We start from the raw sequence: 13,065 nt of genomic DNA on the forward strand, positions 1-13,065 counted from the left end.
GACTGCCCGCCCTGTCCGAGCGAGCTGGCAGGCCCGAGCGGCGCCGCTGAACCGGAGGCTCAGGCGTCGCGCAGTTCGAAGGCGGGAAACAGCTCTTCCAGTTCTCGCCATAGCTGCGCAGCGCCCTGCGGCGCGGGCTTCGCGAGAAGCTGCGGATCGAGCTGGCGGGCCGGGCGCGCCAGTTGTACGGCGAAGCGCTCCACGCCCATCGCGCGCAGGCGCGTCGCCAGGCGCCAGAGGCGTTCGCTATCGAACAAGCCCCAGTGCACCGTGGTCCGGCATTCGTAGGCCACGCCGCTGTCCAGCAGGTATTCCAGGCTGCGCCAGTTGGCCGCGCCGCTGCCGTCCACGCCGGTAATGGCGGCGACGTCCTCGGCCGGCGCCTTGACGTCGAAGCCCACCCAGTCGCTCTGCGCCAGCACCCGGGCGAAGGCGCGGGGGTTGATGCCGGCGCTGTGCAGGCCGACGCGGAAGCCCAGTTCGCGGACCGTGCGCATGGCGTCGCCGAGGGCCGCCTGCAGGGTCGCCTCGCCGCCGCTGAAGACCACCGCCTGCAACAGGCCCTGGCGTCGGCGGAGGAAGTCGAGCAGGCGTGGCCAGGGGATTTCCTCCGCGCCGCGCGGCGCGATCAGTTCCGGGTTGTGGCAGTAGCGGCAGCGCCAGGCGCAGCCCTGGCAGAACAGCACGCAGGCGAGCAGGCCGGGGTAGTCGAGGGTGGTCAGGGGCACCAGGCCCCTGACCCTGAGCGTGGCGCTCATCGCGTCTCGCGGAAATGGCGGCGTTCGCGATGCTCGGACTGCTTGCCGGCATTGAACGCTGCCACGGGACGGTGGTAGCCCATCACGCGGGTCCAGACTTCGCAGCGCTGGCGCTGGCCTTCGGGCAACTGGTTGGGGTTCATCGGTGGTACTCCTTGCTGGTGGATGAAAGGAACGACAGGCGACTCAACCGCCGCAGCCGCCGCAACAGCTCTTGGGTGTGGAGCGTTGCAGCAGCTCCTCGTCGCACTTCGGGCAGAACTCGTGCTCGCCGGCCAGGTAGCCGTGCCGCGGGCAGATCGAGAAGGTGGGGGTGACGGTCAGGTACGGCAGGCGGAAGCGACCGAGGGCGGTGCGCACCAGGGTCTTGCAGGCTTCGGCGGAGGAAATCCGCTCGGCCATGTAGAGATGCAGCACGGTGCCGCCGGTGTACTTGCATTGCAGGGCGTCCTGCAGCTCCAGCGCCTCGAACGGGTCGTCGGTGAAGCCCACCGGCAGTTGCGAGGAGTTGGTGTAGTAGGGCGCCTCCGGCGTGCCGGCCTGGAGGATGCGCGGATAGCGCTTGCGGTCCTCGCGGGCGAAGCGATAGGTGGTGCCCTCGGCGGGCGTGGCTTCCAGGTTGTAGAGGTGCCCGCTGTCCTCCTGGAAACCCACCAGCCGCGCGCGCACGTGATCGAGCAGGGCCAGGGCCATCTCGCGCCCGGCTTCGCTGTGCAGTCCCTCGCGGTCGTCGCTGAAGTTGCGCACCATCTCGTGCAGGCCGTTCACGCCGATGGTGGAGAAATGGTTGCGCAGGGTACCCAGGTAGCGTCGGGTGTAGGGATAGAGGCCGGCATCCATGTGCTGCTGGATCACCTTGCGCTTCAGCTCCAGGCTGGCGAAGGCGAGTTCGAGCAGGTGGTCGAGCTGGCGGTAGAGGCCGGCGGCGTCGCCACGGTGGCGATAGCCCAGGCGCGCGCAGTTGATCGTCACCACGCCCAGCGAGCCGGTCTGCTCCGCCGAGCCGAACAGGCCGTTGCCACGCTTGAGCAGTTCGCGCACATCCAGTTGCAGGCGGCAGCACATCGAGCGCACCTGGTTGGGCTGCATGTCCGAGTTGAGGAAGTTCTGGAAGTAGGGCAGGCCGTAGCGCGCGGTCATCTCGAACAGGCGCGTGGCGTTGTCGCTGTCCCAGGGGAAGTCGTGGGTGATGTTGTAGGTCGGGATCGGGAAGGTGAATACCCGGCCGTGGGCATCGCCGGCCTGCATCACCTCGATGTAGGCGCGGTTGATCAGGTCCATCTCGGCCTGCAGCTCGCCGTAGGCGAAGGGCATCTCCTCGCCGCCGATGCGCGGCACCTGGTCGCGCAGGTCGTCCGGGCAGACCCAGTCGAAGGTCAGGTTGGTGAAAGGTGTCTGGGTGCCCCAGCGCGACGGCACGTTGAGGTTGTAGATGAACTCCTGGAGGGCCTGGCGCACGCTGGCGTAGTCGAGGCGGTCCTTGCGCACGTAGGGCGCCAGGTAGGTATCGAAGGAGCTGAAGGCCTGGGCCCCGGCCCACTCGTTCTGCAGGGTGCCGAGGAAGTTGACCATCTGCCCCAGGGCGCTGCCCAGGTGCTTCGGCGGACCGGCCTCGACCCGCCCCGGCACGCCGTTCAGGCCTTCGTTCAGCAAGGTGCGCAGCGACCAGCCGGCGCAATAGCCGGCGAGCATGTCGAGGTCGTGGATATGCAGGTCGGCGTCGCGGTGGGCGGCGGCAATGTCGGCATCGTAGACCTCATCCAGCCAGTAGTTCGCGGTGACCTTGCCGGATACGTTGAGGATCAGCCCGCCGAGGGAATAGCCCTGGTTGGCGTTGGCGCGCACCCGCCAATCCTCGCGGGACAGGTATTCGTTCATCGACGCGGCGACGTCCACCAGGGTCTTGCGCTCGCGGCGCAGCCGGCCGTGGCGTTCGCGGTAGACCACGTAGGCGCGCGCCGTTGGGTAGTGGCCGGCCTCCATCAGCACCCGTTCGACCAGGTCCTGGACCCGTTCGATATCCAGGCAGGCGCGTTCCGGCAGGCGTTCCACCACGCGTTCGGCGAGCGCCTGCGCCTGCTGCGGGTCGAACTCGCCGGTGGCTTGGCCGGCGGCGGCGATGGCGCGTTCGATCTTGCCGGGATCGAAAGGGACTTCACGTCCGTTGCGCTTGAGCAGGGTGGCCGGCCAGGTAGCCTTCCGGGGCTGGGTCATTTCAACTTCTCCACAACATGATGTGTTTTGATTTTGCAAAACAACAATATGTTGTGGATTCTGGCGGGCGACGCCGAGCCGGCGTTGATCTGCGTCAACGTCCGGCGGATTGCCCGGGTTCCATTGGAGGTATTCCCCGTGCCCGGGTGACGGCGTATCAGGCCTGGGCGAGGCGGGCGAAGACGACGTAGTTGTCCAACTGCTGCCAGACCGTGGCGGCCTCGGCGAAACCCGCCTGGCGCAGGGCGGCGAGATGGAAATCGAGCGAGCAGTCTTCGTCTTCGCTGGCGCGCCTGAGCGGGCGCCGCGCGAAATGGGCGTCGCGCTGCGCCTTCAGCGGGGCCAGCCGGGGGATCTGCGCGGCGCGTTGCCACCAGTCTTCCCAACTGTCCGCGCCGCTGGCCACGGACGCCTGGAGGACCCGCTCGCGGTGCTTCCGGGACAATTCCGCGAGTCCCGGCCAGCGTCGGTCGTAGCGCATGTGGTCGGCGTTCAGCAGCACGCCGCCGGGGGCGAGCAGCTCGCCGGCCTGGGCGTAGAACCCGGCGAGTTCGGCGGGCGACAGCCAGTGCAACGCGGTGGAAGAGAGCAGCGCCGCGGGCCGTTCGCCGGCGAGGGACTCGCGCGCTTCGGCGACCCGTTCGGTCCAGCCTGGATCGGTGAGGTCGCACTCCACCACGCGGACCCGCTCGGCGAAACCGGCCAGCGCCGTACGCGCGATCTCCAGCAGCATGACGTCGGCGTCCAGCGCCACCACCCGCGCCGCCGGGAAGCGTTCGAGCAGGCGCCGGCCGAGGGAGCCCGGGCCGCAGGCGGCGTCGATGGCGGTGAAGCGCCCGTCGCGGCCGAAGAGGTCTTCGAGCAACTGGAACATCGCCTCGTAGCGCTCCTCGCGCTGGCGGATGTAGCCCTCCTGCTGGCGGTCCCAGCGTTCGAGGAGCGCCATGATCTGCTCGGTTGCGGTCATCTTTCCTCCTGGGGGGCATGCCCGGTTGAGAGTGGGGTCCTGTGCTTCGAGGGATACGGCGAGCGAGACGTTCCCTCGCCTCGATGAAGAAGAAACGGCGGGCATTCTTCATTCGAAGAAATGTTATGTTATAACTTATAAGTATTCATAATTCATACCTGCCGACCATGACCCCCCATTCCTCCCCGCACCGTCTTCCTCCGCTGCGGCTGGCCCGCGCCGTGCCGTTCCTCTACCTGCTTCCCTGCCTGGCGCTGGCCGCGCCGGTCGACCTGGAGCCGACCGTGGTCAGCGCCACCACTACCGAGCGCAAGCTGCGCGACGCCCCGGCCAGCGTTTCGCTGATCGCCGCCGAGGACCTGCGGCGGCGCCCGGTGCGCGACCTGCAGGAAGCCCTGCGCGGTTCGGAAAGCCTGCAGTTCAACGGCGTCGGCATGTCCCGGCGGGGCATCAGCGTTCGCGGCATGTCCAGCGAGCACACCCTGGTGCTGGTGGACGGCCAGCGGATCTCCACCTCGTCCGGGGCCATCGCCCATTCCGACTTCGACCTCGGCTGGGTGCCGGTGGAGAGCATCGAGCGTATCGAGGTGGTACGCGGACCGATGTCCTCGCTCTACGGTTCGGAAGCCCTCGGCGGGGTGGTGAACGTGATCACCCGGCGCGCCACCGATACCTGGACGGGCAGCGGTCTGCTCGATGGCGGCGTGCGCGAGGACGGCCTCGGCGGGCAGAGCCACCAGCTCGGCGCCTATCTCGCCGGGCCGCTGGTGCCCGGCAAGCTGGGCCTCGCCCTGAACGGCGAGAGCCGCCGCCAGCAGGAAACCCCGGACGCCGATGAGCGCCGACTCTCCGAGCTGGAAGGCGGCAACGCCGACAGCGGTGGGCTGAACCTCAGCTGGACCCCGGACGACGCCCAGCGCATCGACCTCGGCCACCAGCGCGGGCGCGAACGACGCTGGCGCAACAGCGAGACCGGAGGGTCGCGCTCGCGCTACTACGAGTCGCGCGACGTGATCGAACGCGAGCGCTGGTCGCTCGCCTACAATGGCCAGTGGGACTGGGGCAGCAGCCAGCTGCGCACCTACCGCAACCGCCTGGAGCGGCACAACGCGCGTTCCGACGGACAACCGCCGAGCAACCCGCAGCGGCTTACCGACAGCGTGGTCGACGGCCACCTCAGCGTGCCGGCCTTCGAGCGACATCTCTTCACCCTCGGCGGCGAATGGCGCAAGGAAGAACTGGAGGATCGCTCGGTGAATACCGCCGGCGACGCCAGCGCGCGACACAAGGCGCTGTTCCTGCAGGACGAGATCGCCTTCGGCCCGGACTGGTCGCTGACCCTCGGCAGCCGCTTCGACAAGCACGAGGCGTTCGGCTGGGAAAGCAGTCCGCGCCTGTACCTGCTGCACCACCTTTCCGATGCGCTGACCCTGCGCGCCGGCGTCGGCCGCGGCTACAAGGCGCCGAGCCTGAAGCAGCTATCGCCGGAGTATGCGGCGGTCGGTGGCGGCGGGCGCTTCACCATCTACGGCAATCCCGACCTGAAGCCGGAGACCAATACGTCCTACGAACTGGGCGCCGACTACCAGGGCGATGGCTGGTCGCTGAAGGGCACGGTGTTCGAGAACGATGTCCGCGACCTGATCCAGACCGTCTGCGTAGCGCGCTGCGGGGTGCGCGGCGGCGAGATACGCAACTACGAGAACGTCGACAGGGCACGGATCCGCGGCCTCGAGCTGGGCGGCGGCGTGGACCTGCCGGCGGACCTGCGCTGGGAACTCAACTACACCTACCTCGACGCGCGCAACCGCACCGCCGGCCAGCGCCTCGGCGATCGCTCCCGGCACCTCGCCAACAGCCAATTGCGCTGGAGCCCCAATGCCCGCTTCAGCGCCCAGTTGCGCACCGAATACGTCGGCAGCCAGGTGGCCTACAGCAGCAACGTCGGCTACGCCTTGCCGGCCTACAGCCTGTGGCACCTGGAGCTGAGCCAGAAACTCAGCGAGAACCTGACGCTGCGCGGCGGCATCGAGAACCTTGGCGACCAGCGCCTGGCCGACGACGACACGCACTTCACCTATGCCGAACCTGGGCGGACCTTCCATCTCGGCCTGGTGGCGAGCTTCTGATGCGCCGTTCGCTACTCTTCTGCGGCGCGCTGCTGGCCAGTCTCTGTGCCTGGGCGGAGCCGGCCCAGGTGCGTCTGCTCAGCAGCGATTTCGTCCTCCCGGGCAAGCACCAGCGCCTAGCCGGTTGGGCGCGCGAGGCCGGTGTCGAGTTGCGCGGCCTGCGCCTCGGCATCGGCGAGGCGCCACCCGGCGAGTGGCTGGACGGCGGCAACCTGCTGATCCTCGACACGCCGCGGCCGACCGATCGCGCCCAGGTCGAGGAGGCGCTGGGCGAGCGCTTGCAAGGCGGGACGCAACCCTGGATCCGCGTCGGCGGCGGTCCGCCGGGTTTCGGCAACCTGCCGGCGGCGCTGGGCGGGCGCCTGGTCGGCTACTACGCGAACGGCGGCGAAGCCAACCTGCGCCGGCTGTTCGAGGCGGTCCGACGCTGGCATGCCGGCCTGCCCGTCGACGCGTTGCCGGCGCCGCAGCCCCTGGCGCAGGCCGGCTTCTATCATCCCGACGCACCGGCGCCGTTCGCCGGCCTCGCCGACTACCTGGCCTGGGGCGCCTCGCGCTGGGCCAGCGATGCCCCGCGCATCGCCTTCCTGATCCCGCGCGGCGCCATCGCCGACGCCCAGACCGGCGCCATCGACGAACTGTTGCGGCGTAGCGAGCGGCACGGTCAGGCGCCGCTGGCGGTGTGGTTCGACGACAGCGATCCGGAGGCGTTGAGGAAGTCCTTCGCTGGCGCCGATGTCCAGGCGCTGGTCAACCTGCAGCACCTGCAGAACGGCCCGGCGCGCCGTGCCGAGTTCCTCGCGCTGGACGTGCCGGTATTGCAGACCCTCGGCTACCGCGACGGCAACGAGGCCGACTGGCTGGCCGCCGCCAGCGGGGTGGCGTCGCGTACCGCGGCGGCCTTCCTCGGCATGCCGGAAACCTGGGGAATGAGCGATCCGCTGGTGATCAGCGCCCTGGAGAACGGCGAGCCGAAGCTGATGGCCGGGCAGGCCGAGGCCCTGCTGGACAAGCTCGACCGGCTGCTGCGCCTGCGTCGCCTGCCGGCGGCGGACAAGCACCTGGCGCTGATGTTCTGGAACCACCCGGAGGGCGAGAAGAACGTCGCCGCCTCGCATCTCAATGTACCGGCCAGCCTGGCCCGTCTCGGCGAAGCGCTGCGGGCGGCCGGCTACCGGGTTGCGACGAGCGACGAAAGCGCGCTGATCGATACCGCCCAGCGCCTGCTCGGCGGCTACTACCGGCCGCAGACCCTGGACGCGCTGTATCGCGACGGCCTCGCCGCGAGCCTGCCGCTGGACGCCTACCTGCACTGGTTCGAGGCGCTGCCGGCGGATCTGCGCGAGGAGATGCGCGCGCGCTGGGGCGACCCGCGTCGACATTGGGCCTTGCGCGATATCGACGGCCAGCGACGCTTCGTGTTCCCGGCGGCGCGCCTGGGTAATCTGCTGCTGTTGCCGCAGCCGCCGCGTGCCGGCCGTCCGGGCGAGGCCTACCACGACAGCGCGGTGCCGCCGGACCATCTCTACCTGGCGGTCTACCAGTTCGTCCGCGAGGGTTTCGGCGCCGACGCGCTGATCCATTTCGGCACCCATGGCACCCAGGAATGGCTACCCGGCAAGGACCGCGGGCTGGCGGTGGGCGACTACCCGCTGCGGGCGCTCGGCGACCTGCCGGTGTTCTACCCGTACATCCAGGACAACGTTGGCGAGGCGATCCAGGCGCGCCGGCGCGGGCGCGCGGTCACCGTCAGCCACCAGACGCCGTCGTTCGCCCCGGCCGGGCTGTACGACGAACTGCGCGACCTGCACCAGCTGATCCACGAATACCAGCAACTGGACGAGGGCGCGGTGCGCGAACGCAGCGCCGAGCAGATCCGCGCGGCGGTGCGGGCGGCGCACATGAACGACGACCTGGGCTGGAGCGAGGCAGCGATGCGCGAGGATTTCCCGGCGTTCCTCGGCGTGCTCCACGACCACCTGCACCGACTGGCCGGCTCGGCGATGCCGCTGGGGCTGCACACCTTCGGTGTCGCCGCCTCGCCGGAGCTGCGCCTGGGCACCGTCATGCAGCAGCTCGGCGAGCCCTACTACCGCGCGCTCGGTCTCGACCCCGACGAACTGTTCGCCGCCGATTTCAGGGCGCTGCGGGAAGGTCGTGCCTACCGCACGCTGCAACGCTACCTGCGCGACGGTGGCGAGATCGCCAAGGTGGCCGATCCGCGCCTGCGCGAGCAGTTGCTGCGCGCCCGCGAACTGGACCGCCAGCTCGCCGACACCGGCGAACTGGAGGCGCTGCTCGCCGGCCTCGCCGGGCGCTTCGTCGCGCCCGGGCCGGGCGGCGATCCGATCCGCAATCCGCAGGTACCCAGCGGGCGCAACCTGTTCGCCTTCGAGGCCGACAAGGTACCGACCCGCGCCGCCTACGAAGCCGGCGCCGAGGCCTTCGGCCAACTGCTGGAAAGCTACCGCGCCGAGCACCAGGGCAGGGCGCCGGAAAAGCTCGCCTTCAGCCTCTGGTCGTCGGAAACCATGCGCCACCTGGGCATCGTCGAAAGCCAGGCGCTGCACGCCCTCGGCCTGCGCCCGCGCTGGGACGCCGGTGGCCGCCTGCTGGCGCTGGACATCGTGCCGGCGGCGGAACTGGGGCGTCCACGGGTGGACGTGGTGCTACAGGTGACCAGTGTCTACCGCGACCAGTTCGACGGCTTCATGCGCCTGCTCGCCGAGGCCATCGAGCGCCTCGCCGCGCTGGACGAGCCGGGCAACCCGCTGGCGCGCAACAGCCAGGCGCTGGAGCGGCGCCTGCGCGAACGCGGCGTCGAAGCGCCACTGGCGCAGCGCCTGTCGCGCCTGCGGCTGTTCGGCAATGCGCCGGGCGACTACGGCACCGGGGTCACGCAACTGACCCTCGACTCCACCCGCTGGGACGACGACTCGGCGCTCGCCGAGCAGTTCCTCGGGCGCTTGCAATACGCCTATGGCAGTCGCGACTGGGGCGTGAAGCTGGATGGGGGCAACCTGTTCGCCGAACAGTTGAAGGGTGTACAGGCGGCGATCCTCTCGCGCTCCTCGACGCTCAACGGCGTGCTCTCCACCGACCACCCGTTCGAGTACCTCGGCGGCCTGTCGCTGGCGGTACGCCACCTCGACGGCGCCAGCCCGGCGCTGTACATCGCCGACCTGCGCCAGCGCCAGCCGCGCACCACGGCCGCCGCGCAGTTCCTCGCCAGCGAGCTGCGCGGGCGCTACCTCAGCCCGCAGTGGATCGCCGCGATGCAGCGCGAGGGCTACGCCGGCAGCCTGGAAATGCTCGACCTGGCCAACAACCTGTGGGGCTGGCAGGCGGCGGATCGCACCATGGTCCGCGCCGACCAGTGGCAGGCGTTGCACGACACCTTCGTCATGGACCGCCGCGAGCTGGGTCTCGCCGAGTGGTTCGAAACGCACAATCCGACCGCCCAGGCGCAGATCATCGCGCGCATGGCCGAGGCCATCCGCAAGGGCTACTGGGACGCCAGCGAGCAGACCCGCCGCGAACTGGCCGAGCGCTGGCGGCAACTGGCGGCCGCCGGCGCCGGCGAGGTCGGCGCGGCGACCACCCGTGAATTCATCGAACGGATGGCCGGCGGTTTCGGCGAGGCCGCGGCGCAGGCAGAGGGCGCGGCCGCGTCCGGTGCCGGCGAAACGGTCAGCGGCCGCGTCCTCGAAGAAGTCGCGCCGCCGCCGTCCGGCGAGCCGCAGCCCTGGCTCCGGCTGGCCGCCGCCGTGCTGCTCGCGCTGTTCGCCGCCGGCGCCGTCCGGCAATCCGTAGTCAATCGTCGTCCGATGGAAAATCGCTCATGAATGGTCTGGAAACCAGCCTCTACGAACTTACCCGCCTGTTCCTGCTGCCGGTGCTGCTGTTGATCCTCGCCGCGCTGGCCTACGCCTTCGTCGCCCTCGGCGGCTTCGCCATGGAAGCCTGGCAGCGCCGTCGCGGGCGCTACCGCTCGCGCCTGGCGGCCTGGCAGGCGCTGCATGGCGGCAACAGCGACGACCTCGAACTGTGGATCATGCAGCGCCTGGAATGGCTGCGGGTCACCTCGCGCAGCGCGCCGATGCTCGGCCTGGTGGCGACCATGATCCCCATGGGGCCGGCGCTGCTGGCGCTGACCCGCAACGACGCCCAGGGGATCGGCGAGAACCTGGTGGTGGCGTTTTCCGCGGTGATCCTGGCCCTGGTCGCCGCCAGCATCACCTTCTTTATCCTCACCGTGCGTCGCCGCTGGCTGCTCCAGGAACTGCGCGCCGTCGAACGTGCGCGGGAGGCCGGCTGATGCGCTTCCTCGAACACGACGAGGCGGACGACCCGATCCTCTCGATGGTCAACCTGATCGACCTGTTCCTGGTGGTGATCGGCATCCTCCTGATCGTCATCGTGCAGAACCCGCTCAACCCGTTCAGCCAGGACAAGGTGGTGGTGGTCGAGAATCCCGGCGAGGCGGACATGCGCATGCTGGTCAAGGACGGCAAGGAGCTGAAGCGCTACCAGGCCAGCGGCGAGATCGGCGAAGGGCAGGGCAGCCGCGCCGGGGTGACCTACCGCTTGGCCGACGGACGGATGATCTACGTGCCGGAGAGCGGAGGGGAGGCCGGCAAGTAGCGACGCGTACGGCGGAGAGCTGGGACTTTTGCCCGGAGTTCCCGGATAATGGCCGGTTTCCGTTTCTCTTGGTGCTCGCCGTGGAAGTAAAGGTCAATTTTCTCGATAACCTTCGACTGGAAGCCAGGTTCGATGATTTCACGGTGATCGCCGACCAGCCGATTCGCTACAAGGGCGACGGCTCCGCGCCGGGGCCGTTCGACTACTTCCTGGCGTCGTCGGCGCTGTGTGCCGCCTACTTCGTCAAGCTGTACTGCCAGACGCGCAACATCCCCACCGACAACATACGCCTGTCGCAGAACAACATCGTCGACCCGGAGAACCGCTACCGGCAGATCTTCAAGATCCAGGTGGAACTGCCGGCCGACATCTCGGAGAAGGACCGCCAGGGCATCCTCCGCTCCATCGACCGCTGCACGGTGAAGAAGGTGGTGCAGACCGGGCCCGAGTTCGTCATCGAGGAGGTCGACAACCTCGATGCCGACGCCCAGGCGCTGCTGATGCCCGGCACCGATGCCGCCGGCTGCACGCGCATCCCGGGCAAGGACCTGCCGCTGGAGCAGACCATCGCCAACCTGTCGGCCATCCTCGCCGGCCTCGGCATGAAGATCGAGATCGCCTCCTGGCGCAACATCGTGCCCAACGTCTGGTCGCTGCACATCCGCGATGCGCAGTCGCCGATGTGCTTCACCAACGGCAAGGGCGCGAGCAAGGAAAGCGCGCTGGCCTCGGCGCTGGGCGAATTCATCGAGCGGCTGAACTGCAACTTCTTCTACAACGACCAGTACTGGGGAGAAGAGATCGCCAATGCGGCGTTCGTCCATTACCCGGACGAACGCTGGTTCAAGCCCGGCCGCGACGATGCGCTGCCGCTGGGACTGCTCGACGGCCATTGCCTGGCGATCTACGACCCCGACGGCGAGCTGCGCGGCTCGCACCTGTACGACACCAACTCGGGCAACGTGCAGCGCGGTATCTGCGCCTTGCCCTTCGTGCGCCAGTCCGACGGCCAGGTGGTGTATTTCCCCTCCAACCTGATCGAGAACCTCTACCTCAGCAACGGCATGAGCGCCGGCAATACCCTGGCCGAAGCGCAGGTGCAGTGCCTGTCGGAGATCTTCGAGCGTGCGGTCAAGCGGCAAATCCTCGAAGGCGAGCTGGCGCTGCCGGACGTGCCGCCGGAGGTGCTGGCCAAGTACCCGGGCATCCTCGCCGGGATCCGCGGCCTGGAAGAGCAGGGCTTCCCGGTACTGGTCAAGGACGCCTCGCTGGGCGGCGAATTCCCGGTGATGTGCGTGACCCTGATGAATCCGCGCACCGGCGGCGTGTTCGCTTCCTTCGGCGCCCACCCGAGCTTCGAGGTGGCCCTGGAGCGCAGCCTGACCGAACTGCTCCAGGGGCGCAGCTTCGAAGGCCTGAACGACCTGCCCCAGCCGACCTTCGAAAGCCATGCGCTGACCGAGCCGAACAACTTCGTCGAGCATTTCATCGATTCCAGCGGCGTGGTGTCCTGGCGCTTCTTCAGCGCCAAGGCCGATTTCCCGTTCGTCGAGTGGGACTTCACCCGGCAGGGCGAGGCTGCCAACGCCGAGGAAGCCGCGACCCTGTTCGGCATCCTCGAAGCCATGGGCAAGCAGGTCTACATGGCGGTGTACGAGCACCTCGGCGCTACGGCCTGCCGGATCCTGGTGCCGGGCTACTCGGAAATCTATCCGGTGGAAGACCTGATCTGGGACAACACCAACAAGGCCCTGGCGTTCCGCGAGGACATCCTCAACCTGCACCGCCTCGACGATGCTGCGCTCGGGGCGTTGCTGGAGCGCCTGGAAGACTGCGAGGTGGACGATTACACCGACATCACCACGCTGATCGGCGTCGAGTTCGACGACAACACGGTCTGGGGCCAACTGACCATCCTCGAGCTGAAAGTGCTCATCGGCCTCGCCCTGAAGCGCTTCGAAGACGCCAAGGAAGGCGTGGAGGCGTTCCTCCAGTACAACGACAACAGCGTCGAGCGCGGCCTGTTCTACCAGGCGCTGAACGTGGTGCTGGAGGTCGTCCTCGACGACGAGCTGGAGATCGCCGACTACGAGGCCAATTTCCGCCGCATGTTCGGCGACGCGCGGATGGACGCCGCGCTGGGCTCGGTGGACGGCAGCGTGCGCTTCTTCGGCCTGACGCCGACCAGCATGAAGCTGGAAGGGCTCGACCGGCACCTGCGGCTGATCGACAGCTACAAGAAGCTGCACGCGGCGCGAGCCAGGATGCAGCCCGTGGTCGACGGCGAGGCCGGCGCTGCCGCGGCTGGCGGTCTCAAGCCTCGGCGCATGGCGATCCGCAAGCGCAAGTGAGG

9 protein-coding genes are annotated in these 13,065 nt (G+C 68.9%); 5 read left to right on the plus strand and 4 right to left on the minus strand.

The features are described 5' to 3' along the window. Positions 1-59: 59 nt before the first annotated feature. The 4 genes from HMPREF1224_RS40430 to HMPREF1224_RS40445 form a co-directional block, all read right to left on the minus strand. Positions 60-758 carry an anaerobic ribonucleoside-triphosphate reductase activating protein gene (locus HMPREF1224_RS40430; RefSeq protein ID WP_010794076.1) on the minus strand — a complete coding sequence of 233 codons (699 nt, stop codon included), beginning with the start codon at positions 756-758 and terminating at the stop codon, positions 60-62. After that, positions 755-901: an anaerobic ribonucleoside-triphosphate reductase gene (gene nrdD, locus HMPREF1224_RS40435; protein WP_003088212.1), complete on the minus strand. Its 147-nt coding sequence runs from the start codon at positions 899-901 to the stop codon at positions 755-757. The genes HMPREF1224_RS40430 and nrdD overlap by 4 nt, the downstream gene beginning before the upstream one ends. Before the next feature lie 43 nt (positions 902-944). Beyond that, positions 945-2,972 carry a ribonucleoside triphosphate reductase gene (locus tag HMPREF1224_RS40440; protein ID WP_003111559.1) on the minus strand — a complete coding sequence of 676 codons (2,028 nt, stop codon included), beginning with the start codon at positions 2,970-2,972 and terminating at the stop codon, positions 945-947. 157 nt (positions 2,973-3,129) lie between these two features. Beyond that, a complete protein-coding gene (locus HMPREF1224_RS40445) occupies positions 3,130-3,939 on the minus strand; it encodes a class I SAM-dependent methyltransferase (RefSeq protein WP_003088221.1) in 810 nt (269 codons plus the stop codon). A gap of 167 nt (positions 3,940-4,106) precedes the next feature. On the opposite strand from HMPREF1224_RS40445, the gene HMPREF1224_RS40450 reads away from it, so the two are divergent. The 5 genes from HMPREF1224_RS40450 (at position 4,107) to HMPREF1224_RS40470 (ending at position 13,063) form a co-directional block, all read left to right on the plus strand. Further along, positions 4,107-6,068: a TonB-dependent receptor domain-containing protein gene (locus tag HMPREF1224_RS40450; protein ID WP_010794077.1), complete on the plus strand. Its 1,962-nt coding sequence runs from the start codon at positions 4,107-4,109 to the stop codon at positions 6,066-6,068. Next, positions 6,068-9,913 (plus strand): cobaltochelatase subunit CobN, encoded by a 3,846-nt coding sequence (cobN, locus tag HMPREF1224_RS40455; protein ID WP_010794078.1) that lies wholly within the window; start codon positions 6,068-6,070, stop codon positions 9,911-9,913. The genes HMPREF1224_RS40450 and cobN overlap by 1 nt, the downstream gene beginning before the upstream one ends. Next, entirely contained in the window at positions 9,910-10,386 is a 477-nt protein-coding gene (locus HMPREF1224_RS40460; protein WP_010794079.1) for a MotA/TolQ/ExbB proton channel family protein, read from the plus strand. The genes cobN and HMPREF1224_RS40460 overlap by 4 nt, the downstream gene beginning before the upstream one ends. Further along, entirely contained in the window at positions 10,386-10,712 is a 327-nt protein-coding gene (locus HMPREF1224_RS40465) for a DUF2149 domain-containing protein (RefSeq protein ID WP_003088238.1), read from the plus strand. The genes HMPREF1224_RS40460 and HMPREF1224_RS40465 overlap by 1 nt, the downstream gene beginning before the upstream one ends. An 80-nt stretch (positions 10,713-10,792) precedes the next feature. After that, positions 10,793-13,063, plus strand: a complete 2,271-nt coding sequence (locus HMPREF1224_RS40470; protein WP_031627920.1) for an OsmC domain/YcaO domain-containing protein — start codon at positions 10,793-10,795, stop codon at positions 13,061-13,063. The last annotated feature ends 2 nt before the right edge of the window (positions 13,064-13,065 follow it).

The organism is Pseudomonas sp. P179, assembly GCF_000478485.2.
Lineage (GTDB): Bacteria > Pseudomonadota > Gammaproteobacteria > Pseudomonadales > Pseudomonadaceae > Pseudomonas > Pseudomonas aeruginosa.